The organism is Psychrobacter sp. NG25 (assembly GCF_015234355.1).
Classification (GTDB): Bacteria; Pseudomonadota; Gammaproteobacteria; order Pseudomonadales; family Moraxellaceae; genus Psychrobacter.
In genome coordinates, this window is record NZ_JADGMV010000008.1 from 84051 (window position 1) to 108982 (window position 24932).

General features: G+C 39.4%; 35 protein-coding genes. 28 read left to right on the top strand and 7 right to left on the bottom strand.

Going from position 1 to position 24932, the window contains the following annotated elements; all coding sequences use genetic code 11:
- Positions 1-2: 2 nt before the first annotated feature.
- From rplB to rplQ, 24 genes are all read left to right on the top strand, one after another.
- On the top strand, positions 3-830 hold the full coding sequence (gene rplB / locus IPZ60_RS12155) for a 50S ribosomal protein L2 (RefSeq protein WP_194198036.1): 828 nt from the start codon (positions 3-5) through the stop codon (positions 828-830).
- Positions 831-842: 12 nt separating this feature from the next.
- Positions 843-1118 carry a 30S ribosomal protein S19 gene (rpsS, locus tag IPZ60_RS12160; protein ID WP_021813372.1) on the top strand — a complete coding sequence of 92 codons (276 nt, stop codon included), beginning with the start codon at positions 843-845 and terminating at the stop codon, positions 1116-1118.
- Between the two features lie 10 nt (positions 1119-1128).
- On the top strand, positions 1129-1458 hold the full coding sequence (gene rplV, locus IPZ60_RS12165; RefSeq protein WP_010196689.1) for a 50S ribosomal protein L22: 330 nt from the start codon (positions 1129-1131) through the stop codon (positions 1456-1458).
- A gap of 3 nt (positions 1459-1461) precedes the next feature.
- Positions 1462-2190, top strand: a complete 729-nt coding sequence (gene rpsC, locus IPZ60_RS12170) for a 30S ribosomal protein S3 (RefSeq protein ID WP_110923944.1) — start codon at positions 1462-1464, stop codon at positions 2188-2190.
- Between the two features lie 3 nt (positions 2191-2193).
- The gene (gene rplP, locus IPZ60_RS12175; RefSeq protein WP_010196693.1) at positions 2194-2607 is read left to right on the top strand and encodes a 50S ribosomal protein L16; all 414 of its coding nucleotides are present in this window, start codon (positions 2194-2196) and stop codon (positions 2605-2607) included.
- Entirely contained in the window at positions 2607-2804 is a 198-nt protein-coding gene (gene rpmC / locus IPZ60_RS12180; RefSeq protein ID WP_110923946.1) for a 50S ribosomal protein L29, read from the top strand. The genes rplP and rpmC overlap by 1 nt, the downstream gene beginning before the upstream one ends.
- On the top strand, positions 2801-3076 hold the full coding sequence (rpsQ, locus tag IPZ60_RS12185; RefSeq protein WP_021813375.1) for a 30S ribosomal protein S17: 276 nt from the start codon (positions 2801-2803) through the stop codon (positions 3074-3076). Before rpmC ends, rpsQ begins: the two co-directional genes overlap by 4 nt.
- 182 nt (positions 3077-3258) lie before the next feature.
- Positions 3259-3627: a 50S ribosomal protein L14 gene (rplN, locus tag IPZ60_RS12190; protein WP_010196702.1), complete on the top strand. Its 369-nt coding sequence runs from the start codon at positions 3259-3261 to the stop codon at positions 3625-3627.
- 8 nt (positions 3628-3635) lie between these two features.
- Positions 3636-3953, top strand: a complete 318-nt coding sequence (gene rplX, locus IPZ60_RS12195; protein ID WP_110923947.1) for a 50S ribosomal protein L24 — start codon at positions 3636-3638, stop codon at positions 3951-3953.
- 21 nt (positions 3954-3974) lie between these two features.
- The gene (gene rplE / locus IPZ60_RS12200) at positions 3975-4511 is read left to right on the top strand and encodes a 50S ribosomal protein L5 (protein WP_110923948.1); all 537 of its coding nucleotides are present in this window, start codon (positions 3975-3977) and stop codon (positions 4509-4511) included.
- 12 nt (positions 4512-4523) lie between these two features.
- The gene (gene rpsN / locus IPZ60_RS12205; RefSeq protein ID WP_021813378.1) at positions 4524-4829 is read left to right on the top strand and encodes a 30S ribosomal protein S14; all 306 of its coding nucleotides are present in this window, start codon (positions 4524-4526) and stop codon (positions 4827-4829) included.
- An 11-nt stretch (positions 4830-4840) separates the two neighbouring features.
- Entirely contained in the window at positions 4841-5239 is a 399-nt protein-coding gene (gene rpsH / locus IPZ60_RS12210; RefSeq protein WP_110923949.1) for a 30S ribosomal protein S8, read from the top strand.
- Between the two features lie 174 nt (positions 5240-5413).
- Positions 5414-5947, top strand: a complete 534-nt coding sequence (rplF, locus tag IPZ60_RS12215; protein WP_110923950.1) for a 50S ribosomal protein L6 — start codon at positions 5414-5416, stop codon at positions 5945-5947.
- Between the two features lie 11 nt (positions 5948-5958).
- Positions 5959-6309: a 50S ribosomal protein L18 gene (gene rplR / locus IPZ60_RS12220; protein ID WP_110923951.1), complete on the top strand. Its 351-nt coding sequence runs from the start codon at positions 5959-5961 to the stop codon at positions 6307-6309.
- A 2-nt stretch (positions 6310-6311) separates the two neighbouring features.
- A complete protein-coding gene (gene rpsE, locus IPZ60_RS12225) occupies positions 6312-6827 on the top strand; it encodes a 30S ribosomal protein S5 (RefSeq protein ID WP_010196711.1) in 516 nt (171 codons plus the stop codon).
- A gap of 20 nt (positions 6828-6847) precedes the next feature.
- The gene (rpmD, locus tag IPZ60_RS12230) at positions 6848-7027 is read left to right on the top strand and encodes a 50S ribosomal protein L30 (RefSeq protein WP_010196714.1); all 180 of its coding nucleotides are present in this window, start codon (positions 6848-6850) and stop codon (positions 7025-7027) included.
- A complete protein-coding gene (rplO, locus tag IPZ60_RS12235) occupies positions 7027-7467 on the top strand; it encodes a 50S ribosomal protein L15 (protein WP_110923952.1) in 441 nt (146 codons plus the stop codon). Before rpmD ends, rplO begins: the two co-directional genes overlap by 1 nt.
- A gap of 19 nt (positions 7468-7486) precedes the next feature.
- Complete coding sequence (gene secY, locus IPZ60_RS12240; protein ID WP_181416317.1) at positions 7487-8818, top strand: preprotein translocase subunit SecY; 1332 nt, start codon at positions 7487-7489, stop codon at positions 8816-8818.
- 31 nt (positions 8819-8849) lie between these two features.
- Positions 8850-8966 (top strand): 50S ribosomal protein L36, encoded by a 117-nt coding sequence (gene rpmJ, locus IPZ60_RS12245; RefSeq protein WP_010196721.1) that lies wholly within the window; start codon positions 8850-8852, stop codon positions 8964-8966.
- 253 nt (positions 8967-9219) lie between these two features.
- Positions 9220-9576 (top strand): 30S ribosomal protein S13, encoded by a 357-nt coding sequence (rpsM, locus tag IPZ60_RS12250; protein WP_010196723.1) that lies wholly within the window; start codon positions 9220-9222, stop codon positions 9574-9576.
- 20 nt (positions 9577-9596) lie between these two features.
- Positions 9597-9986, top strand: coding sequence for a 30S ribosomal protein S11 (rpsK, locus tag IPZ60_RS12255; RefSeq protein ID WP_058368279.1), 390 nt, complete (start codon positions 9597-9599; stop codon positions 9984-9986).
- 48 nt (positions 9987-10034) lie between these two features.
- A complete protein-coding gene (rpsD, locus tag IPZ60_RS12260) occupies positions 10035-10676 on the top strand; it encodes a 30S ribosomal protein S4 (protein ID WP_194198037.1) in 642 nt (213 codons plus the stop codon).
- A gap of 81 nt (positions 10677-10757) precedes the next feature.
- Positions 10758-11765 (top strand): DNA-directed RNA polymerase subunit alpha, encoded by a 1008-nt coding sequence (rpoA, locus tag IPZ60_RS12265; RefSeq protein WP_011279808.1) that lies wholly within the window; start codon positions 10758-10760, stop codon positions 11763-11765.
- A gap of 19 nt (positions 11766-11784) precedes the next feature.
- Entirely contained in the window at positions 11785-12144 is a 360-nt protein-coding gene (rplQ, locus tag IPZ60_RS12270; protein ID WP_010196736.1) for a 50S ribosomal protein L17, read from the top strand.
- A gap of 92 nt (positions 12145-12236) precedes the next feature.
- Here the strand turns inward: rplQ and IPZ60_RS12275 are convergent, their stop codons facing one another.
- From IPZ60_RS12275 to IPZ60_RS12305, 7 genes are all read right to left on the bottom strand, one after another.
- Positions 12237-12857 (bottom strand): L-threonylcarbamoyladenylate synthase, encoded by a 621-nt coding sequence (locus IPZ60_RS12275; RefSeq protein ID WP_194198038.1) that lies wholly within the window; start codon positions 12855-12857, stop codon positions 12237-12239.
- A 269-nt stretch (positions 12858-13126) separates the two neighbouring features.
- The gene (locus tag IPZ60_RS12280; protein WP_194198039.1) at positions 13127-13480 is read right to left on the bottom strand and encodes an elongation factor P hydroxylase; all 354 of its coding nucleotides are present in this window, start codon (positions 13478-13480) and stop codon (positions 13127-13129) included.
- A 396-nt stretch (positions 13481-13876) separates the two neighbouring features.
- Positions 13877-14374 (bottom strand): elongation factor P hydroxylase, encoded by a 498-nt coding sequence (locus IPZ60_RS12285; protein WP_227669354.1) that lies wholly within the window; start codon positions 14372-14374, stop codon positions 13877-13879.
- A gap of 103 nt (positions 14375-14477) precedes the next feature.
- Positions 14478-14897, bottom strand: coding sequence for a hypothetical protein (locus tag IPZ60_RS12290; RefSeq protein ID WP_194198041.1), 420 nt, complete (start codon positions 14895-14897; stop codon positions 14478-14480).
- 11 nt (positions 14898-14908) lie between these two features.
- Complete coding sequence (locus IPZ60_RS12295) at positions 14909-16939, bottom strand: hypothetical protein (protein ID WP_194198042.1); 2031 nt, start codon at positions 16937-16939, stop codon at positions 14909-14911.
- A complete protein-coding gene (locus tag IPZ60_RS12300) occupies positions 16936-18894 on the bottom strand; it encodes a hypothetical protein (RefSeq protein ID WP_194198043.1) in 1959 nt (652 codons plus the stop codon). The genes IPZ60_RS12295 and IPZ60_RS12300 overlap by 4 nt, the downstream gene beginning before the upstream one ends.
- Positions 18887-20317 carry a site-specific integrase gene (locus tag IPZ60_RS12305; protein WP_194198044.1) on the bottom strand — a complete coding sequence of 477 codons (1431 nt, stop codon included), beginning with the start codon at positions 20315-20317 and terminating at the stop codon, positions 18887-18889. Before IPZ60_RS12305 ends, IPZ60_RS12300 begins: the two co-directional genes overlap by 8 nt.
- Positions 20318-20584: 267 nt before the next feature.
- On the opposite strand from IPZ60_RS12305, the gene IPZ60_RS12310 reads away from it, so the two are divergent.
- The 4 genes from IPZ60_RS12310 (at position 20585) to IPZ60_RS12325 (ending at position 24923) form a co-directional block, all read left to right on the top strand.
- A complete protein-coding gene (locus IPZ60_RS12310) occupies positions 20585-21529 on the top strand; it encodes an Arc family DNA-binding protein (RefSeq protein ID WP_194198045.1) in 945 nt (314 codons plus the stop codon).
- A gap of 307 nt (positions 21530-21836) precedes the next feature.
- On the top strand, positions 21837-23138 hold the full coding sequence (locus IPZ60_RS12315; RefSeq protein WP_194198046.1) for a GTPase-associated system all-helical protein GASH: 1302 nt from the start codon (positions 21837-21839) through the stop codon (positions 23136-23138).
- Entirely contained in the window at positions 23131-24099 is a 969-nt protein-coding gene (locus IPZ60_RS12320) for a hypothetical protein (protein WP_194198047.1), read from the top strand. The genes IPZ60_RS12315 and IPZ60_RS12320 overlap by 8 nt, the downstream gene beginning before the upstream one ends.
- Complete coding sequence (locus IPZ60_RS12325; RefSeq protein ID WP_194198048.1) at positions 24096-24923, top strand: hypothetical protein; 828 nt, start codon at positions 24096-24098, stop codon at positions 24921-24923. The genes IPZ60_RS12320 and IPZ60_RS12325 overlap by 4 nt, the downstream gene beginning before the upstream one ends.
- The last annotated feature ends 9 nt before the right edge of the window (positions 24924-24932 follow it).

A 24932-nucleotide genomic window follows, 5' to 3' on the forward strand; every position in this document is an offset into this window, starting at 1 on the left:
TCATGCCTATCGTAAGAGCAAAGCCAACATCACCAGGCCGTCGTTTTGTTGAAAAAGTAGTGCATCCACACCTTTATAAAGGTCGTCCGTTTGCAGCGCTTCTAGAATCAAAAAGCAAGACCGGTGGTCGTAACAATAATGGCCGCATTACTACTCGTCACATTGGCGGTGGTCATAAGCAGCATTATCGTATTATCGATTTCAAACGTACTAAAGACAATATCCCAGCCACGGTAGAGCGTATTGAATACGATCCTAACCGTACTGCGCATATTGCACTACTTAAGTACGCTGATGGCGAACGCCGTTACATCATCGCTGCTAAAAAACAGGCAGTTGGTGATACAGTAATGTCAGGTGAAACTTCACCAATCCGTCCAGGTAACTGTTTACCACTGAAAAACATCCCATTGGGTACTGTGATTCACAATATCGAACTTAAAATCGGTAAAGGTGCACAGATGGCTCGCGCAGCGGGCGCTAGTGTTCAGTTATTAGGTCGTGACGGTATTTATGCTATTCTACGTATGCGTTCTGGCGAAACTCGCCGCGTACACGTGAATTGCCGTGCTGTTATCGGTGAAGTTTCTAACACTGAAAACAACTTGAAATCACTTGGTAAAGCCGGTGCTTCACGTTGGCGTGGTGTTCGTCCTTCAGTTCGTGGTGTCGCTATGAACCCGGTTGATCACCCACATGGTGGTGGTGAAGGTCGTAACAAAGGTCGCCATCCAACTAGCCCTTGGGGTCAGAAGTCTAAAGGACTTAAAACGCGTAGCAATAAGCGTACTGACAACATGATCATCCGCCGTCGCGCCAAGAAGAAATAAAGGAAGAATTTCATGCCTCGTTCATTGAAAAAAGGTCCATTCATAGACGCGCATTTGTTTGCTAAAGTTGAGAATGCATTAGACACCAACTCACGCAAGCCAATTAAGACTTGGTCGCGCCGCTCGATGATTTTGCCACAAATGGTTGGCCTAACTTTATCTGTTCACAACGGCCGTACTCATGTACCGGTTATCGTGAGCGAACAGATGGTTGGTCATAAACTAGGTGAATTTGCCCCGACTCGTACGTATCGTGGTCATGGCATTGACAGAAAAGCTAAGAAATAAGGTGCTTATCATGGAAGTAACTGCAAAATTACGCGGTGCCGCCATATCGGCACAAAAAGTTAGACTCGTTGCTGATGAAGTTCGTGGCAAATCTATCGAGCGTGCTTTGGATATCCTAACGTATAGTAATAAAAAAGGCGCTGTGTTTGTTAAGAAATGTCTTAACTCAGCCATCGCCAATGCCGAAAACAACAACGGTTTAGATATCGATACTCTTAAAGTATCAACTATCTACGTTGATGAAGGCATTACGCTAAAACGTATCCTACCACGTGCCAAAGGCCGCGCTGATCGTATCAGTAAGCGTACCTGTCACATCACTATTAAGGTAGGGGAATAAGTTATGGGTCAAAAAGTACATCCAATCGGAATTCGTCTTGGTGTTGTAAAAAAGCATAACGCAAACTGGTATGCTAGCCCTAAACAATACTCAGAATACCTAATCAACGACATTAGAGTTCGTGAATACCTACGCAAAAAGCTAGACAACGCTATGATCAGCAACATCATGATCGAGCGTCCCACTGGCGCTGCTAAGATTACCATCGCCACTGCGCGTCCTGGTATTGTTATCGGTAAAAAAGGCGAAGATATTGAAAGACTTCAAAAAGAATTGACCAAAATTATGGGCGTACCTGCTCAGGTCAACATTGAAGAAATCACGTCACCTGATCTTGATGCACGTTTGGTAGCAGACGGTATCAGTAGCCAGCTTGAGCGTCGTGTTATGTTCCGTCGTGCGATGAAACGCGCTGTACAGAACAGCATGCGTTCTGGTGCTAAAGGTATTAAAGTTGAGTTGTCTGGCCGTCTTGGCGGTGCTGAGATTGCTCGTACTGAATGGTACCGTGAAGGTCGTGTGCCACTGCATACACTCCGCGCTGATATTGACTATTCGTCAGTACGTGCAGAGACAACTTACGGCACTATCGGTGTTAAAGTTTGGATTTTCCGTGGCGAAATCCTTGACGGTATGAACAGTGTATATAATCCCGTTAAAGAAGAGCAGGCTCGTGCGCCAAAACGCCGTGGTCGTGGAAACGGAAATCGTCGAAACTCAGACAGAGGTTAAACTATGTTACAGCCAAAACGTACCAAGTTTCGTAAAATGCACAAAGGTCGTAACACTGGGCTAGCTCATCGTGGAAGCACCGTTGCATTCGGACAAATTGGTCTAAAATCTTTGACTCGTGGTCGTATGACTGCCCGTCAAATTGAAGCAGCACGTCGTACCATCACTCGTAAAATCAAGCGTGGCGGTAAGATTTGGATTCGTGTATTCCCTGACAAACCAATTACCAACAAGCCATTAGAAGTACGTATGGGTAAAGGTAAAGGTCCAGTCGAATATTGGGTATGCGAAATCAAACCTGGTAAAGTGCTATATGAAATTGAAGGGGTACCAGAAGAGCTTGCACGTGAAGCTTTCACGCTTGCTGCAGCAAAATTGCCCTTTAAAACTACCATTGTTAAGCGGACGATAATGTAATGAAGATCAGTGAATTACGTGATAAATCATTAGAAGAACTGACCCAGTTACTTGATGAAAAGCAACTTGATGCTTTCCGTATTCGTATGGCTAAAGCAACTGGTCAGTTGGGTAATACCCATGAAGTACGTGGCAATCGTCGTACGATTGCACAGCTTCAGACTTTGATTAACGAGAAACAACGAGGCGACTCATGAGCGATAACAATCAAACAGCTACCAATGCTAGCGTATTGACAGGACGAGTTGTCAGCGACAAGATGGACAAGTCCATCACAGTTTTGATTGAGCGTCTGGTTCGTCATCCTCTATATGGCAAACAGCTTCGTCGTTCTACGAAAATCAAAGCACACGATGAGAACAACGTTTGCCAACAAGGCGACCTTGTCCGTATCAAAGAAACGCGTCCAATCTCAAAAACCAAGTCTTGGACTTTGGTTGATGTGGTTGAAAAAGTAGAAAAAATCTAAGTAAATTGCATTAAAAGCCAGAAGCTGTTAAAATATCCGCCTTTTTAAGGATGCTGATTGCGCCGAGCGTATATCACTCACATTAAGAGTAAGTCGCGGTTATTTATATTACAATGCCGTCTACTCATACTGTGCTAGCGGCAGCAACTGGTTTTTATTGCTCATACGTGTGGAGTAACGCTATGATTCAGGTTGAGTCAATGCTGGAAGTTGCAGACAATAGCGGTGCAAGACGAGTTCAGTGCATTAAAGTACTGGGTGGTTCTCATCGTCGTTATGCATCAGTTGGCGACATTATTAAAGTAACGGTTAAAGAAGCCATTCCGCGTGGTCGTGTTAAAAAAGGCGACGTGATGAATGCTGTAGTTGTACGTACCAAAAAAGGCGTTCGTCGTCCTGATGGTTCTGTGTTACGTTTTGACGACAATGCTGCGGTATTGTTGAACCAAAACAAAGCACCGATTGCAACTCGTATTTTTGGACCGGTAACTCGTGAACTACGTGGTGATCAGTTTATGAAAATTGTATCACTAGCACCAGAAGTATTGTGAGGTAATCCATGTCAAAATTACGTAAAGGCGATACAGTTATCGTGATTGCTGGTAAAGATAAAGGCAAGCAAGGTACTGTACAAGCTGTAAAAAATGATCGTATTAAAGTAGAAGGCATTAACATTGTCACTAAACATCAGAAGCCAAATCAGGCAGCTGGCGTTGAAGGCGGCATTCTTAAGCAAGAAGCTTTCCTACATATTTCAAATGTCGCAATATTAAATGCGCAAACCCAAAAAGCTGATCGTATTACTTATCAGTTCAGCGAAGACGGCCAGAAACAACGCGTCTATCGTTCGAACGGTGAAGTAGTGGCGACTGCGTAAGACACTAAGGGTGTAATGGTAATGGCAAGATTAAAATCTTTATATAACGATAAATTAAAGCAGCAAATCCAAGAAGAGCTTGGTTTGGCGAATGTGATGCAAGTGCCTAAAATCACTAAAATCACACTTAACATGGGTGTAGGCGGTGCGTCTCAAGATAAGAAATTACTTGAAGGTGCTGTAGCTGATATGACTGCAATTGCTGGTCAAAAACCTGTTGTCACCAAAGCGCGTAAATCAGTTGCTGGCTTTAAGATTCGTGAAGAATGGCCAATTGGCTGTAAAGTAACGCTACGCGGTGAGCAAATGTACGAATTTTTAGATCGTCTCGTTGCCATTGCAATTCCTCGTATTCGTGATTTCCGCGGTTTTTCACCTAAAGCCTTTGACGGACGTGGTAACTACTCATTGGGTATCAAAGAACAAATTGTATTCCCAGAAGTAGATTTTGACAAGATTGATCGTATCCGCGGTATGGATGTGACAATCACCACGTCAGCTCAATCTGATGAAGAAGGTCGTGCGTTGCTTAAAGCATTCGGCTTCCCATTTAAATAAGGTAAAGACGTTATGGCAAAGAAGAGCATGATTAACCGCGAATTGAAGCGCGAAAAAATGGTTGCTAAATACGCTGATAAGCGTATCAAGCTAAAAGAAACTATCAGTGATATGACTGCAAGTGACGAAACTCGTATGGAAGCGATGTTAGAGCTACAAGCTCTTCCACGTAACTCATCACCAGTACGTCTGCGCAATCGTTGTGCTATCACCGGTCGTCCTCACGGTTACTTCCGCAAGTTTGGCTTATCACGCAATATGCTGCGTGAGCGTGTCATGCAAGGCGATGTGCCTGGTGTTCGTAAAGCAAGCTGGTAAGGGGTAACTATATGAGTATGCAAGATACCGTTGGGGATATGCTAACCCGTATTCGTAACGCACAAATGGCTAACAAAGTATCGGTAGCAATGCCGAGCTCTAAATTACGTAAATCAATTGCTGATTTGCTAGTTAGCGAAGGTTATGTGGCTAGTGCCGTTGTTACTGAAGAAGCAAACAACAAAGCAAGCCTTACTATTGAACTGAAATATTTCGAAGGCCGTGCTGTCATCGAAACTATTCAACGTTTTAGCCGTCCTGGTTTACGCCAGTTCCGCGGTAAAGACGCTATCCCTACTGTTAAGCAAGGTATGGGTGTTGCTATCGTATCAACTAGCCAAGGTATCATGAGCGATCGTGCTGCACGCGCTGCTGGTATCGGTGGTGAAATCGTCGCATTTGTAGCGTAAGTTACACGACGATAAAGTCTATTTGACGCTGTTGGGCTTCTATCAATGTAGTAATGATGAATTATTTAACATTGTTAGGTGTCTAACGCGGTCAACTATGCTAAACTAACACGCTTTTTAGCCTGTTAGTTTTTTCGCTAATATAAAGAAGTTAATTTTTTAAGGAATATTCCTATGTCTCGTGTGGCTAAAGCCCCAGTGACGCTGCCAAATGGCGTAAGCGTTACTTTGAACGATCGGCAGGTCGAAGTTAAAGGCAAGAACGGCAATTTGTCTTTACGCCTGCATGCATTGGTCGAGCTGAAACAGGAAGATGATGTTATCATTTTCTCACCTACAGTCGATTCAAAAGAAGCTATGATGCACACTGGCACCATGCGCGCTCTGCTTAACAACTATGTTACAGGCGTGAATGAAGGCTTTGTAAAACGTCTTCAGTTAATTGGTGTTGGTTACCGCGCACAAGTTACTGGCAACAAAGTAACTTTGAACGTCGGTTACTCTCATCCGGTAGAATATACGTTACCTGAAGGTGTGTCAGCTGAAACCCCAACGCAAACTGAAATTGTTTTGAAATCAAACAATAAGCAGCAGCTTGGTCAAGCAGCGGCTAATATCCGTGGTTTCCGCCCACCTGAGCCTTATAAAGGTAAAGGTATTCGTTATAGTGACGAGCATGTGATTCGCAAAGAAGCCAAGAAAAAATAAGGTGAGTTGAAATGTTTGATAAAAAAGCAGCTCGTCTGCGTCGAGCTAAGAAAACCCGCGCGCATATCCGTTTTTTAGGCGTTAATCGCTTAACGGTTAACCGCACGCCAAAACATATGTATGCCCAGATTATCTCTCCGAACGGTGGTGAAGTGATTGCTCAGGCATCTACCTTAGACGTCAGCTTGCGCTCAGGCGCTACTGGTAATGCTGATGCAGCAACGTCTGTAGGCCAATTGATCGCAGAACGCGCAAAAGCAGCTGGTATCACTAAAGTTGCCTTTGACCGTAGTGGTTTCAAATATCATGGTCGAGTTAAAGCTTTAGCAGAAGCAGCTCGCGAGAACGGATTGGAGTTTTAATCATGGCTAGAAATGATAAAAATGATAAAAATGAACAGACTGACGGTCTAGTAGAACGCTTAGTTACCGTTGATCGTGTTGCAAAAGTTGTTAAAGGTGGTCGTATTTTCTCTTTCACTGCACTAACTGTAGTGGGTGATGGCAACGGTCGTGTAGGTTTTGGTCGCGGTAAAGCACGTGAAGTGCCAGCTGCTATCCAAAAAGCACTAGAAGCTGCCAAACGTAATATGATTACTGTTGAGCTAAATGATGCAACTTTGTATCATCCGATCAAAGCACGTCATGGTGCTAGTAAAGTTTATATGCAGCCTGCATCTGAAGGTACCGGCGTAATCGCTGGTGGCGCAATGCGTGCTGTGTTAGAAGTTGCTGGTGTCAAAGATGTTTTGACTAAATGTTATGGTTCTACCAATACTGCTAACGTTGTTCGCGCAACGTTTAACGGTTTACGTGATATGTCAACTCCAGAGAAGATGGCAGCTAAACGTGGTAAATCTGTAGACGAAATCTTGGGTTAACTTAGACTAGGTGAGTTACGATGAAAAAAATGAAAGTCACTCAATTTAAATCGGGTGCCCATCGCCTAAAGAGCCACAAAGCGAGCTTGAAAGGATTGGGTTTACGCCGTATTAACCATACTGTTGAAGTAGAAGATACTCCTTCAACTCGTGGTATGGTAAATCGCGTTAACTACATGGTAAAAGTGGAGGAAGCGTAATGGGTCTTAGATTAAATGAATTATCACCAGGTGTTGGTGCAAAGAAAACTGCACAACGTCGTGGTCGTGGTATCGGTTCAGGTCTTGGTAAGACTGGTGGTCGTGGTGTAAAAGGTCAGAAATCTCGTTCAGGTTCTAGCGTACGCTCAGGATTTGAAGGTGGTCAAATGCCTTTATATCGTCGTCTACCTAAATTTGGTTTTACCAGTAAAATGGCAATGAAGACAGCTGAAGTACGTCTGTCTGAACTAAACCAAATTGAAGGCGATGTTGTTAGCATTGAAACACTTAAAGCTGCTAACCTTATCCGTCATGATATGAAGCGTGCCCGTGTTATGTTATCAGGCGAAGTCACTAAAGCTTATACTTTTAAAGGTATCAAAGTGACTAAAGGCGCTAAGCTAGCAATCGAAGCTGCTGGTGGTAGCATCGAGGAGTAATAACGTGTCAAAACAATCAATGTCATCGACTGGTATACCGCTCAATCCATTTGCATTTATACGCAAGTATGACGAATTATGGACGCGTTTATTATTCTTAATCGGCGCATTGATTGTTTATCGTTTAGGGTCACATATTCCAGTACCGGGTATCAATCCGGTTAACTTGGCTGATCTGTTTTCGCGCAACGAAAACACCATCCTGAGCATGTTTAATATGTTCTCAGGTGGTGCACTAGAGCGTATGTCTATTATGGCACTTGGTATTATGCCATATATCTCAGCATCGATTATTGTCCAGATGATGTCTGCGGTATTGCCATCGCTTGAAGCCCTCAAAAAAGAAGGTGAAGCGGGACGACGCAAGCTAAACAAGTATACCCGTCAGGGAACGCTTGCTTTAGCCCTAGTACAGTCATTAGGGATGTGTGCTGGCTTAATCAGTCAAAACCTTACCTTATCTTCTGGTCTTACTTTTTATATTCCAGCTGTTACTTCTTTAGTAGCAGGCGCTATGTTCTTGATGTGGCTTGGTGAGCAGATTACAGAGCGTGGTGTAGGTAACGGTATTTCAATGCTCATTTTTGCAAGCATTGTGGCTGGTACGCCAGGTATGATTTCGCAATCTATCGAACAGGTCAATCAAGGTCAGATGAACTTGATTGTACTATTTATTTTTGTGTTACTAGGTATAGCGGTTACTGCTGGCATTGTTTATATTGAACGTGCTCAACGCCGTGTTCCCGTAAACTACGCACAAAAGCAGCAACAGGGTCGTAAAATTTATGCTCAGCAGCAGTCTCATCTGCCGTTGAAGCTAAACATGGCAGGGGTTATTCCTGCTATCTTTGCGAGTTCTCTGTTGTTGTTTCCAGCAAGTTTAGGGCAGTGGGTTGGTCAATCAACCGATCCTACCTTTACACAAAAAATATTGCAGAATATGGCGTTAGTATTGTCTCCAGGGCAGCCGCTATATTTAGTATTGTTTGGTGCAATGATTATTTTCTTCTGCTATTTTTATACGGCGCTAGTATTTAGCCCACGTGAAGTAGCTGAAAACCTTAAACGTAGTGGTGCGTATATCCCAGGTATTCGCCCAGGACAACAAACTCAGCGTTACCTCGATCATGTATTAAACCGATTGACCTTTATTGGCGCGATGTATATGACGGTTATTTGTTTAATGCCAATGGTCGTCCAGTCATCGTTTGGTGTGCCGTTTCAACTCGGTGGTACGTCTTTACTGATTATGGTGGTTGTGGTAATGGACTTCATCTCGCAGATTCAGGCGCATTTGATGACCCATCAATATCATGATCAGACGTTAATTCAATCGCCCACTCAATCTTAAATGAGCGGTACGATATTTCAAGGAGCATGCTATGAAAGTTCAAGCATCAGTTAAAAAGATTTGTGGTAGCTGTAAAGTTGTGCGCCGTAAAGGCCGTGTACATATCATTTGTACAGCAGAACCTCGCCACAAGCAACGTCAGGGTTAATACTTAGTATCACAAAGCCTTAGGTTTTTGTTACTATTTAAATTAATACTTGAAAAATAACGGCGGATGCGATATCATCCGCCACTTGCCGTAGTTTATGCAAAAACTTTTATAATACTATCGAAGAATAAGTCTGTTATCAGACCAAAGCAGAGATTGAGATTACAAAGGCTTTAGTATTGACAGCAACAAATCTGAAAAGTAATGCCTTATCGTTAGATAACGCTTATTTTTCTTTAATGGAGAGAAATCAATGGCTCGTATTGCCGGCGTAAACATTCCGGATAATAAGCATGCTGTTATTTCACTAACTTACATCTTTGGTGTAGGTCGTACCACTGCTCAGAAAATCTTAGAAGCAGTTGGCATTGCCCCTACTACTAAAGTCAGTCAGTTAGATGATACACAGTTAGATGCTATCCGTGCACAAATTGCAAATTACATGACTGAAGGTGACCTTCGTCGTGAAGTTTCAATGAATATTAAGCGTTTAGTTGATCTTGGTTGTTACCGTGGCATCCGCCATCGTCGTAACCTACCAGTTAGAGGTCAGAACACCAAGAACAACGCTCGTACTCGTAAGGGTCCGACACGCCCTCTCAAAAGATAATTAACTTAGGAAGCTAAAAGATGGCAAAAGACACTCGCAGTCGCAAAAAGGTGACTCGCCGTTCAGTATCGGAGGGCGTAGCCCATATCCATGCGTCTTTTAATAACACCATTGTTACGATTACCGATCGTCAGGGTAATGCATTGGCTTGGGCCACTTCAGGTGGACAAGGCTTCCGTGGTTCACGTAAATCTACACCATTTGCAGCTCAGGTTGCAGCTGAAGTCGCTGGTAAAGCGGCCCAAGAATATGGTGTTAAGAATATCGACGTTTTGGTCAAAGGACCAGGACCGGGTCGTGAGTCTGCGGTAAGAGCACTAGGTGCATTGGGTTATAAAGTCAACAGCATCTCTGATGTAACCCCAATCCCACACAATGGTTGCCGTGCGCCGAAAAAGCGCCGCGTCTAATATTAAAGACGAAGCTTTTTATATTGAAAGCTTATAGGAGACATAACAATGGCCCGCTATATTGGACCAAAACTCAAATTATCACGTCGTGAAGGTACGGATTTAGGCCTTAAGTCTGGCGTTAAACCATACGACGTAAAAACGAAAAAAGCTGGTCGTCCACCAGGTCAACATGGCGTAAGCCGTAACAAGACCTCTGAATATGCTCTACAGCTGCGTGAAAAGCAGAAAGTTAAGCGTATTTATGGTGTACTAGAGCGTCAATTCGCTAATTACTATAAAGAATCTGCTCGTAAGCGCGGTGCTACAGGTGAAAACCTACTAGCCATGCTTGAGAGCCGTCTAGATAACGTTGTATATCGCATGGGCTTTGGCTCAACTCGCGCAGAAGCACGTCAGCTAGTTAGTCATCGTACTATTATGGTAAAGAAAGCTGGCCGTGATGAGTTTGTTCGTGTGAACATTCCATCAATTCAGCTTCAAGATGGTGATGTCATCGCTATCCAAGAGAAGTCTCGCGAACAACTACGTATTAAAAACGCTATTGAACTAGCGACACAACGTGGTATTCCAGAATGGCTAGATGTTGATCACAGCAAACTACAAGGCACGTTTAAACATGCGCCTGATCGTATTGATCTACCTGCTGAAATCAACGAAAGCTTGATCGTTGAGCTATACTCTAAGTAAATGACGTACTGCTCGATGTCATGAAAATGGCATTGAGCAATTAACGTTAATTAAACCAGTTTAATAAATCGAGGTGACATCATGATGCTAAATGCAACTGAGTTTCTAACGCCGAATGCCATTAACGTGGATACGGTTAACGAAACGATTGCGAAAGTCACGCTCGAACCGTTAGAACGCGGCTTTGGGCATACCCTAGGTAATGCCTTACGTCGTATCTTGTTATCTTCATTACCTGGTGCTGCAGTCATTGAAGCCGAGATTGATGGTGTTGACCATGAATACTCTACGCTTGAAGGGCTACAAGAAGATGTACTTGACTTGCTTTTGAACTTAAAAGGCTTGGCAATTACACTTCATGACCAAAATGAAGTATTTTTGACCTTGGATAAACAAGGTCCAGGCACTATTACTGCTGCAGATATCACGTTACCGCACAATGTTGACATCATCAATCCAGAATTGGTATTGGGTACATTGAGTGATCGTGGTCATCTTAAGATGCGTTTGCGCGTAGTAATGGGTCGTGGATATGAGCCAGCAAACCAGCGCCGTGAAGATGGTGATACTAAAGCAATTGGACGCTTAAAGCTTGATGCAAGTTTTAGTCCTGTGCTTCGTGTTGCTTATCAGGTTGAGAACGCTCGTGTAGAGCAGCGTACTGATCTTGATCGTCTTATCATTGAGCTTGAAACTAATGGCACTATAGATCCAGAAGAAGCAATTCGTAAAGCAGCCACTATTTTACAACAACAGATTTCTATCTTTGTTGACCTAGAAGCTGAAGAAGCGCCTGAGCCTGTGAAAGAGAAAGAAGAGGTTGATCCGGTGCTATTACGCCCTGTGGACGATCTTGAACTAACGGTTCGCTCAGCCAACTGCTTGAAAGCTGAAAACATTTACTATATCGGTGATTTGGTACAACGTTCAGAGACTGAACTTCTAAAAACCCCAAATCTTGGTAAGAAATCATTAACTGAAATCAAAGACGTTTTAGCGTCTAAAGATTTAGAGCTCGGTATGCGCCTAGATAACTGGCCACCAGCTGATTTACGTGTTGATGATCGCTTTTCTTATCGTAGCCGTTAAACTTTAAGGATTTTTGACTATGCGCCATCGTAAGAGTGGAGTCAAGCTGGGTCGTACCGGCAGTCATCGTAAGGCAATGTTTCAGAACATGACTAACTCATTATTTGAGCATGAACTGATTAAAACAACTTTACCAAAAGCTAAAGAACTACGTCGCGTTGCCGAGCCATTAATCACTATGGCTAAAGAAGACAGCGTTGCTAACCGTCGTTTAGCATTCAGCCGTATGCGTAGCAAAGCTATGGTAGGCAAATTATTTGGCACGTTAGGTCCTCGTTACCAGACTCGTCCAGGTGGTTATTTGCGTATCGTAAAATGCGGTCATCGTGATGGTGACAATGCGCCAATGGCATATGTAGAATTAGTTGATCGTGACTAGTTTTATACTGAATATATGATTCATAAAAAAGCTCCAATTGATTGGAGCTTTTTTTTATGTCTTGAATTTGGTTGATCACATTATTCATTTTATTAGAGCAGTAGTGAATCAACATCAGCAGCACCTTGCCTGATAATCTCAGGTTGACTGCTGGTCATATCTACAATGGTGGTTAGCTTGGTTGTTTTTATACCTGCATTGATCAGACCATCAATTTGATTGCCTAAGATATCTTCAATCTCGAATGGATCGTCAAGTATGTCATCACGGTTAGGTAGAATTAATGAGCTGGTTAAAATGGGTTCATCCATAGCTTCTAAAAGTGCTTGAGCAATAGCGTTACTCGGTACTCGAATACCGATTGTTTTTTTCTTGGCATGAGACAGTTTTTTTGGTACATCTTTTGTTGCGTTTAGGATGAATGTAATAGGTGCTGGGGTATGTGCTTTTAGCTGTTTAAACTGCACATTATCTACTGTAGCGTAATTGGCAATCTCACTTAAGTCACGGCATAATAAGGTAAATTGGTGTTTATCATCAAGCTCACGAATTTGTTTAAGTTTTTCTAACGCATCTTTGGCACCCAGACGACAACCAAAGGCATAGCTGGTATCGGTAGGGTAGATGATCAGTTGGTCTTTACGTAGCAGGTCAGCCACTTGCTCAATCAATCGAGGCTGTGGATTGTCTGGGTGAATATAGAATACTTGCATAGTGCTTCCTTATCTTATAATTATGAGGTTTTTCTTCATTTAAATAAGTGTTTCGGTGGCTGTGTTAAGTTTGTTTACTACAGAGGATAATTCATAAAGTATATTTTAAACGTTAATAAAGTTTATTGGTTTAAAATATGGATTTGATTATTAGTATAGCGCATAGCACATGTAACTTTAGTGGCAAGGCGTTATTGTTCGTATAAGATCCTTAACCATTCACGTTATAAAAATCATATCATTGAGAGTTATATTGCCATTGGTTTAGTCTAATTGGGTGTGGAAACCTTAAGTAAAGTAAGTAATAATTTTTTAGCATCACGTGGTAGTGTCTGAGGCTCAGTAATATACTGTTCTGCTTGTCGATAAACATCATGTTCGAAGGTGCTATCACTCGTATCAAACTCTGCAAATAAATTATCCTGCGATACTTGGAAAGGTCGCCCGCAAGCTAAAGTAAATAGACATTCCAATGCTTGCGGCTTAATTTCGACGCGCTCAAAAGACTGCTGCTGAGCTGCTGATCGTCCATCTGGTGCATACCAGTAGCCAAAGTCAGACAACCTTCTACGAGCTTCTCCGGCCACACACCAATGGCTGAACCCTAGTAAACTCTTATTCATAAATGTACATTGTTAAGATATTGATTGATAAAGAAGTAGTCGTAATGACGTAAAATCAGATTTTTGATAGAAAAATGTACAATATTCCTGATAAAAGGAGATATTGTACATTAAGTGAATCATTGGAATTACTACTTTTCAAGGCACTAAGAAGCTTATATTAGCCGTGTATATATAATTGAGACATATCAATATTTAATTTTTGATGGATTGATCTGGATTTTTATTGATCTTTCTATTAATAGATATTTTTTGTTTTATCAATAAAATTGGGAAGGCTAGAATATTTACTATAGTTATCATCGGCTGAATAGTAGCCTGATGAATATACTTCATATGATTGCTTTGAAATTTTAAGATTAGGTAAGTATAAATTTGCAAGATGTAGTTAGTAAATTAATTATCCGTCAACGTAGAAAAATCTGTATGCATTAGTGCTTCTAAAGCTATTCTAGCCGTGGGAGGAGGATTCGTAATCATCTCTTGATAATTGACTTCTAAGTTTTTTAGAAACACCTCTGATATTGGTCGACCTGAAAAATCATCAAAGCTAGGTGAAAAATGTATACCTATAGCTTCACACATAGCTTTTTCTAAGCCTTGGGGTCTTGCTTCAACCAATTGAAATAGCTCTTGCTCTTCACTTGTTCTACCACATTCAGTATACCAGTAACCATAGTCATCTAATTTGCGTCGTTTCTGCCCTGCCAAACAGTAATGAGCAATTTCATGTAATAGGCTTCTTGGGTAGTTTTCTTTAAAAAATATCTTCGCATTTGTATTTGCTTTTGGCGCTTCATAGTAGGGTTCATCTACTCCACCAATTATGGTTAGCGTTCGAAATAGGTGTTCAAATAAAATTTTTAGTTTGTTACACAAATGATCGTCATTCATAGGAATACTTTTAAGGCATCTTAATAGCCGTAACATGAGAAAGAAAGCTTTAGATAAGCTATATTCATAAATTGTATTTGAGCTAAACAGGAACAATATTAAGCTATTTATTAGATCTTTTCACTAAACTTATATGTGGAGATTCTGCTAGCTCTCTTTGAAGTTCAAAGTTCTGTCTTAGAATATTAAGATAATTCTGCACTAGAAGATCATATTCTTTTTTAAGCGTATCATACTTCAACTTTGCTTTTAATTTAAGCTCTTTTTCGTGCTGTAGCTTAGCAGTATTATTAGGCACTCCTTTAGCAAGACTTTTGCGTTCCTCTTCCGCTTTTTTTATAGCTTCACATAGTTCTGGATACCTCTCATTGCGAACATACCCTTTCCCTTTGCCTGCTTCTTTACCTACAGCGTCCTTAGTGATCTTGAATCGAGACGATTTCGTATCGACAATTTTAGCTGTATTAGTTATGAGACGCTCCAAGGCATTCCAATAAACCCGTTCTGCTTGACTGGTTTTCATGTTGTTTTTCCTTACTTTAATACTAATACTGAAAGAAGGCTGTCGATTTTTTTAATGCTCGTTTTGTATTCGTGATGGACACGTTTTGGAATGTCTAGAGTGAGTTGTGATTCATAAAAATCTTTGGTTTGTAGCAAACTACTTCTAGATTCTGGTAGAAAAACGGCATTTTCGCAGCTAATACAAGCAGATGCTAAGACACCAGCACCTTTATCACAAGATTTAAGGGACATACATCCGCCAACTAAAGTAGACCTATAACGAATCTTGCCATTTTTAACCGCTTTCTTAGTATTTTTTCTATCTTTTAGAAAATTCGGGAGCTTATTCTCTGATCTTTTTGTTTGTAAACTTTTGCCAGCGGCACCAGCTAGAGCTACACCACTATCTAATAATTCATGTAAGCTATCTGATTCCACTCTCGCTTTAGCATCTTGCCATTCTTTTCGCATGGCCTTTACTTCAGAGCCATCTCCTAAAATATTTAGGGCTCTGGAGCTCGAGTCCGCGTAATAGACTGTCATCATCATACTAATATGTTTTAGCTGAGATTTGAGAGTAGGGTATGAAACATAGCCACTAGCGGCAGAATATACGGCTAGAGAGCGTCTGAACTGATGGAGACTTAAAGGCCAAGGTTTACCTAATTTAACTTTACTAGATATTTCACCACCATATAAAAAATTGCTAATCTCTTTTAAGTCTTGTTCTGATATTAATAGATGTTCTGACGACAACATTTGTTGTAAAACTCTTGTATTTAAGGAAGTAGTTGCATAATCAAAACGTGGATGAGGCCAGCCAAATTTTCCATTCTCAATTGAAAGAAATAATGGTAATTTACTATCATCTGCTTCTAACTGGCTCTTATTCCCAGACCATTTTAAAGCCCCTTGAGTGATAAACTTAGCTGCTTTGAAAGCTTCTTCAACGATAGAGCCTGTAACCCATTTTGTAAATTTTGGTACTCCATTGCTTTCAAGCTTTGTTGTGGTGGACCATACTACGGGTATATCACCAGTATCAGAATGAATATAACTTAATCCGTTAAAGGGAATAGATATTAATTCATTTTTTCGCATACCTGTGAACGCTGCTATTATTATAGCGCTTTTCATTTGTATCTGACTCAAGGTTGTTATTAAGCCTAACCAACTAGCATCCTTGATAATGCTTAAATCCTTTAATTCTATTAAAATACTGGTTAGCTTCGTATCTTTCTCTAAAGCAGTTTTCCAGTAAGCGCTAACTAAAGTTGTTTGTGACTTGTTACACCTGCTTACAGGCACAGACTCATCTAGTCTTAATGTATCGTCTCTTACTCTAGTACGTGCAGAAAAAACATATGCTATCTTATCAACATGTTTATTAAAAATCTGCAAACTTTCAATAGTATCTTTTAGAAGGTTTTGATAGATGCGTGAAGGAATAATCATGGTTTGTAAGGATTGAGAAGTTTCAGGGAAAACCTTTCTAGCCTTTTCTAGCTTGTCTGAGAATTCCTTTGAAGGTTGCATGTTGCACCAAAAACTACTTTGATTTAAAACAGATGCTGTATCAATAAACCTTTGTATCTTGCCTAAATACAAACCTATTTGTTTCTCCGTCGAACTATTAGTTACTAGGAAATCGATTGCACTACTGGCAGTAAATATATTATTAAAGTCAATATTATTGTTTACACAGTAACTAATTAGGAAAGATATAGCGACTATATCACTATTCAATTTTGACATAGAACATCCATTCATCTCACAATTCCAATTGAGAGTAAATACCTTCAAAAAATTAATTGCTGATTTGAATTCTTTGCTGTCGGTATTAATAGATGAGGATAGCTTCCGAATTTTAGTTCTAAAATTAATAGTTTTATGTGAATTGCTAGTAGCACTATAGTCCCAAATATCGTCAGAGAATAATGATAAAGCATCTCCACTCTTGGAAAGCGTTACAATCAAACCAGATGATGGGTTTTTGATTAGGTCTTTAGATATTGGTTGTATCTCTTTAACAAGGGGTTCACGCGTCATTGTCTTGGTCATAAAATTAAGCTTTTTCTATTAAATTCTGAGGCTACAGTGAGAAAGTTTATATGCTCATCCCAATACTCATTATAAATTCGCATTTTTATTTTTTGTTCAGCATCATCAACGAGTTCAATTACTCTATTATCTTTTCCTTTAAGAATATTGATAATCTCGTCAATTCTAAATAGCGATGGTTCTATAGATAGGAGATAGTGTTCAGGGTCATTACGAATCATTGAAGACTTCAGTAAAGCTTCTTTCAAACTTAATAGTTTATGTATATCTTCGAAATCTATATGGATTGCAAAAAATTCACAAAATAAACAACTTTCAAATGTAGCACAAGAAGGATTGGGAGCCTCGTTGTTGAAGCCTACTGCCTTAACAGGGTCGTTATCTGATAGGTTAGAGCAAGACCCTGCTGGTATTTTTTCCGTATCGTAGTGAGTTGAAGTCCTGATGGATATAGTTTGTTTATTGTTTCGATTAGACCGAAAAATTGCAGTAATCATTTTTTCGTGATAATGATTCATCTCTATTGCTTGAGACTCAATATCGATCGAAGTATAAGATTTAGCTACTGTAGTTAAAGAGTTATTCAACTTCCTAGCCACTAATGACAAATTTCCTTTAGAATGTTTTATGTAGTATTCCGCACATAGGTTTCTAATGTCCCTAGCAGTAACCCTTTTTATCCCTTTAAAAAGTGGACTGTTGTCAATAGAACTGACAGAGCCACGTGCAAAACGCTTTAATTGACGATATTCTCCAATACGTACAAACAAGTATTCTTCACAGTCTCCAAGAAGATGGAGGCTGTCGACCCATTCTCTAAGTTTCAAATACTGTATGAGATAACGCTTTAAATGGGAAGGAGCGGAAAATTCAATCTGTCTACCTGCTCGATATTTATGTTTTCTAGCAAAAGTTGATAAGCCAAGATTTTCCAAATTCAAGTCAGATATTTTTAAATCAAGTGTGGGTTGTATATTAGCAGCTGTAAAAGCAAGGTAAATGTAATAAAAGCAGTATGTACATAGGTTATAAGCATAAATTTTTCTAGAGTCTAAATTTTCATTTATCCATATATTTCTGTTATTTATTAATGTGTTTTGATAAAATTTTTTCTTAGCATATTCACAATTGGAATAATTCGATAAAATATTTTTTACCTTCTCAAAGGGTAAGGGTTCTCCACTATTGTAGAAACAACTAGGTAGTTTCTTTATGCCAGAGCTTCTAGTTGAATCCCAATAATAATCGTTACCTGATGATTTTGCTAAAGTAATAGGTATGGGGTAGATTTTATTTAATATGGCGTATGAGAATTCATTAAAGTATGTAATGCAGATTTGTAAGAAGTTTTTGAAGTCTTCTAATGAGGAGTCTCTCTCTTTACTGTTATATCCCATGTGACGATGCTTGGGAATAATACTAAGTATATCGATATCAGATAAGTTATAAGCAATTTTTATGAAATCTCTTGCAGTATTGAGTTTGCTGTAAAGAGTTGTAGCGCTTATAGATTTTGCACCACTTAAGCGCGCCTTTTGATAGAGATTAACTTGATAATATTTATAATTAGATGCTAAATCATCTAAAGTAAGAGGCTTAGAGCCTTCAAAATCACAAAAATCAAAAAAATATCTTACATTATGAAGGTGACCTCGCACCGTTTCATCTCTCAACCCTTTTTGAAGGATTTCCCTAAGGTACCTTCTCAACCATTCTACACGTTCTATAGACAACGTTGATTTGTCAACTAGACCCGTAATATAGCTTTTAGTCTTATTTCGGAAATGACCAGAATCGTTCTCTCTATTGATATAGCAGACTCTACCAATATCGACTTTAAAGGACGCACCATCAGATCTTGAACCTACAATTACTGTGTATTGAGGATCAACGATATCTTCTATTTGCTTAGTGCTTATCTCAATAAGCTGCCTGTCACTGAAAGAATTAGACATTATATTTGTCCTTATCAAATGTTACGCCGAAAGTATCTTGTATATCGTTGAATTCTTTTACTTCCGAGTCGAATTTTAGATATGCTTCAGTGGTTATTAAGCTTCTATGATTTAATCTCTGTCTGACATGATCGAATATTTTAGTATCAGGGTAGTCCTTAGCTCTAAGGCTTCTTACGATATTCATCCCATAGGTAGCACGTAAATCATGGAATGAAAAATTTTGAAGACACGGTTCAAATTTTTGAACCTTGGAAATGAATTTTTTTAATTCATTTCTCAGAGACTGGCCATTTTTAGGCATCATGACGGGCGCTTCAGTGTTCCAAATTGGTTTAGGATTATTGCGATCTATAATTTCTCTCTCAGCAGTTAAATAGGGGTTTCCAGTTCGAGTTAAAAACACATAGTTGTCGTCAGTATTTGCATAAAAGCTGTTTATATTTTTTCTTCTATATTCCGCCCTTTCGCAATCTATATATGTTGCTAAATGATCGATTAGGTTACGTGAAAATATTAAGCGGTTTAATCGTCCGCCCTTTGAGTCTGTCTTGTATCTGTATCCCGCGTTTATTACAGCATGACCTGAGACAGAATGTCTTTCTAGATAATCAAGAGCAGTTCTAATACAAGCAATAGAGAGAGTGCATATGCTTTGTTGTCTAGCTCCTGTTCCGAGAGCTATTCTTATCATTAGTTCTAACTCTATTGACGCATAGTCTTTATCAAATGCCCTGAAAATAATTTCTTGTTCTTCAGAGCTTAAAGGACGCAGACTGCCTCCATCTCTCAATTTACCTAATGATGGTAAAGGTTTTCTGCTGCTTCTTAGCTTGAGATCATTTGTAATAACACTAATATTTCTCATTATTCCTACATTATTATGAATAGGTATAGAAACCTTTCTTTCTCTAAAGGGCTTATTCTCTATATCAGACTGAGATACGAGTGATTGATGCTGTATATAATTATAGAAATGAGCAATAGAGGACAGAATGTTATTAATGTATTGAGAGCTAAAGTCGTGCTGTTCTATTACAACCTGTAAAAAAGCTTTGAATTTGCGAGGAACCCTTTGCTGATACTGGGTAGGTAAGTCTAAAAAGTGTTGGTTACTATGCTCTAGGTACTGTAGATAGTATTTTAGGTGGATAGCTCTTGCGGATAAGGTCTTCATATTTGAAAGAGCTGGAGTGTCTAGTTGTCCCATGAGATATAGGTTGCCTATTTTCCAAGGTAAACCATCTGACTGAATGATAACAGGCATTCTGAAATGATAATCTGAGTTAGCTAAAGAGCTAAAAATGTAATCGTAATCATTAGCCTGAGCAGTCTTTGACCAATTTGCATTCTGCAATCTAAACCGTTTTAGATAAATTACTTTTGCATTAGAGTCAAAAAGGTCTTTAAGAGAAGGTTTCATCTCTTTTCTAGTTCGCTGCGTTCTTTGGCTTTAAACATAAGCTTTTCTATATATTGAGATAACGAATGGAACTGGTTCTTGGCATCATTCATGGCAAACCTCTTAAGTTCTTTAGGTACCCGGACGTTCATCTGAACCTTCTGATTTGACATGTATTCACCCCTTCAGTTTTTGTTACATAAGATGATAGCATTATGCTATCATCACCGCAAGTTCCTTATGGTAATATTATTTGTTTCAAATTCAATATTCTATTTGGGCTTTAAAATGTCAAAAAATGTACAGTTTAATTTAAGAATTCCTACTGAATTGAAAGCCCTGATCTCCGACGCCTCAAAAGTTAGTGGACGTTCAATTAATGCCGAGGCACAGTATCGACTAGAAAAATCTTTTGAAGGTCAAGAAGGAAGTTATATCGAAGCTATCGACGATTTAAAGAGTTTTTTTGATGCTCATTTACGTAGCGATCGCTTAAATCTACTATCTGGTAAACTAAATTTTCTCTTAAGTGAAGCTAAGGCAGCTGATAGTTTTCATACCCCAAGTATTTCTAGAGTTGCTGAGGCGCTTGGATACAATAGTGTGGGCGTTACTGAGGATTGGTTTGAAGGGCGAAAAGAGCCATCGTTCAACGAATTAGAAAAATTAGCCATATACTTTGGGTGCCAAAAGAATTGGCTCGCTCATGATGAAGGAAGGCCTTTCGCAAAAGAAACATTTGAGTTTGGCTATGACATTGAAGAGAATGCTAGAAGCTTATTAAAAGGTAATAATGAAGATGAGGTTAAGTTGGTCTGGTTTGCTCGGAACAATACTGAAAACGGTGAACTAGTTATTATCAAGCATTACGATAGTTGGCATGGTTCGATTCTAGACTCTCGTGTGCATGTCAGTGCCAAGGTAGGTATAGGTGGCTCTGAAGACAGAGCGCTCCTATCCTTAACATTAAAGTATCTTTGTAAGTACCATATCTCAAAGATCAGAGGAGCAATAGTTTCAGAACCAGACTTTAACGAATTAATTTGGGCCAGACAAAATCCGATCAAAGTAATTGATAAGTATCGTCACAATCCTTGGATTGAAGATATTTGGGATAGGTCAATGTATTCAAAGAAAGCTAATAGTTACTGGAAGGGATGGAGTGAGATGTGCATGTCTAATGAACTTTATATTAGTGAACATGAGATTTTATCTAAAATATCTATAAAGTAATTTGAGATAAAATAAGTATGCCATACTAAGTTCAACATCACTTTGATTAGCGTAAATATTTGTATAATACTGGCTCAACTAGCCATCATTAGATCGGGTAAATCGTAATCAAGCGACCTCTGACGTAGTTGGATCAGTTCAAAGTATGGTCGTACGATAAAGTTACAAACAGGAAAATTTGGCGGTTGTAGTGGTTATGACTCTTCAAATGACCAATGCAAAATAAAAAGAGTTTTTCTGACTAGATTTATTTACATAATGACTTACAGTCAAGTTAACATGCAACCAACTACAAAAGGAATTTCCGGTGGAAAACAGGGTTTTAATACAGTTCTTAAGTAAACAACTTATTGATCTTAATAGTAGTGATGAAAAGCTCTCAAAGCTAGTATCTACATCAAATGAATTGAGTAATACTTTAAAGAAAATACCATCCAAAGCTTTGTCATATATTTTGGTTGTGCTTGATCCAGAAGAGAGTGTAGAACAACCAGTTGTTCAGGAGGTTCTTTCTATTCTTGAGGGTAATTGGGCTACCTATGCTAATACGTTTTTCGATAAACCTATTCAGGTGGTTCGTGCACTATTACTACAAGCCTTAGCTAATGGAGCTGAAGAAAATCAGCAAATAGCAATTGCTTTTGCACTAATCACACGCAATATTCTACCTCATATAGAGGTTGGTAGAGAAAGCGAAATATGGAATAATTTAATCAAAACTATTGAATTGAAACTGAACAATCAAGCTGAAGAAGAATGGGCTACGCCTCCAAAAATTATTGTTGAAGACTTTTCTTATTCTTCTTCAAAATCAACTAAGCTGATTTTTCCAAAAGTGACGCTAGACCGTGAGTTTCTTCAAAGTGGAATAGAAGAGGCTAGTGGACCTAATCGAGCTAATGGTGAGGCGACAGGCGCTAATCCTCATTTGCCAACTCAAGGAGCCACATGGGTAAATGAGTTTGCACCTTTATTAACCACAGCCATTGCTACTGATATAGAAAATGCCTTTGCCGAAATTGAAATGGATGTATCAAAACCGTTGAAACATTTATCAGTTGCGGTAGGTAATCATATTGATTCAGCTTTGAATTCAGTGAGCAGCGCTATTTTAGGGCTGCAAAGAAGAACCAGTCTGATCTGGTGGAAAGAGTCTTTTTATTCTCCGAGTGCCTATTGTAGTTATCGAGAAATGCCTTTGAATATTGCTGCCACAGTAATGGCATTTGACCTTTTTAGTCAGGTTCCAACTTGTTCGCCAGCCAGTGTTACGGCTTTTCTAAATGAAATAGTGTCATCCCTTTCAGTCGATACAATTACAGAAAGTATAGAATTAGCCGATTTGATTTCAGAAGTACAGAGTTCAGAATATACTAATTCCTTTTGTATGTATCTTGATGATATCTTTAGTGATTTTCAAGGAGAGGGGCTTTTGTTACCACTATTAAAACACAATTCCCGTACTTCGAAGCCTAATCAAGAAGGATTCAATAACTTAAAAGGTCTTGGGTCAAATACTGAGAAATCTATTTCAGATTGGGCTTCTTGGATATTTAGAGAGTTACAGGCTACTAGAGCAGTCTTACAAGGAGGTGATACTGGTGACTAAATGTAAAGAACCTGGATGTAATGCACCAGATACTAAATGTTCTTTTGGAGAAACACATTTATCGGACTGTAAGTACTGGCCTTCAGATAGTAATTCAGAAGAAAATATAGTTATTGATGATGAGTCTGAAGTTCTTCTTCCGTGGACAAGTATGGCCTTGGGGTTGACTGACGTTGAATTTATTAGCGGCTGCTCTAAACCCAAAATTATCGGAGTCATTGGTGCTGAAAATGCAGGAAAAACCTCAATGTTAGCAGCTTGGTATTTACTGATGTCAAAAGGTGGGCTCAGTCAAATAGAAAAACGATTTGCAGGATCTTATTCTCTAATCGGTTGGGAAGCCATTGCTAATAATCTTAGGTGGGAGCCAGGACGGCCTCTTTGCTTTCCTCCACATACTCCTAGTAGCTTTCGACGATCGCCTGGATTACTACATACAGCGATTTATAGTCAGGCTGAAGATATAATTCAACATTATTTATTTGCAGACTCTCCTGGTGAATGGTTCGGAAAGTGGGCTGTAAATACTGAGTCTCCAGAAGCTGAAGGTGCTAGCTGGTTAGTTAATAATGCTAATGTATTACTTCTTATCGCTGATAGAGATGCAATTTCTAAAAGTGGACGAGCCAGATCAGATTTCAAACTGTTGACTCGCAGGCTCAACGTAGAGTCTAAGGGTAGGCCTATAGCATTGGTTTGGACCAAAGCAGATATAGTAGAAGATGAAACCGTAATTGATGGTATTAGAGATTTTGTTCTCTCGATTCTGCCACAAATAAATGAGTTCCACATTCAGGTACAAATAAATTCTGAAAGCGATACCGATAACATTGCAGAAAACGGTCTTTTAATATTGTTGAAATGGATTCTAAAACAAAATTCTCTCAAAGTTAGTTTGCCAGAATATGATTATGTAGGCCCAGACCCTTTCTTTATGATCCAACATAAGGATGTAACATGAAAAACGACAATGATTCAATATTGATTATTGGTGAGTCTGGTGTAGGTAAGACACATTATGGTGCAAAAGTTTTCATGAGCCTGTTGGAAAGCTCAAATGGGCTCTCTATGGAAGGTATGCCTGCTAACGTTGAACCGTTTTCGGAAACGATAGGTTCATTGAACGATGGACTTTCTGCAAGTCATACACCAGCCAATGTTTACGTTGAAAGTATATGGCCTATTATAGATTCTTTTGGCTTCAGAAAAAATTTAGTTTGGCCTGACTATGGTGGTGAACAAATATTAAACATGGTTACTTCTCGAAAAATTCCAGATCAATGGTGTAAACGTGTGACTGAAAGCTCATCTTGGATTTTTATGATTCGCCCGAGTCAATATAGGTTATCTGAGGACATACTTTCCAAACCATCTGGTACGGAACCTGAACATGCTAATAGTAGTGAGGATAATCCAGAAGTTGCTGATCAACCACGTCTAATAGAGCTATTACAAATATTACTCTATTTGCATAAAAGTGCGACTTCATATACTGGTCAGAGCCCAAAAGTATGCTTTTTAATCAGTTGCTGGGATGAACTGGAAACAGAGGCTACTCCTGCTGATTTGCTATATGATCGGCTTCCTATGTTATCTGAATTTATTCATTCACACTGGATTAATCCTTTGATATTAGGGTTGTCTGCACTTGGAAAAGCATTAGAAAAAGCACAAAAGGATCATGAATATAGTCGCACTGGTCCAGAGCAGAATGGTTATGTTGTGAAGTCTGACGGAACAATAAGTTCAGACGTTACTTTACCTATTCAATATTTGTTTGCTTGATATTATAAA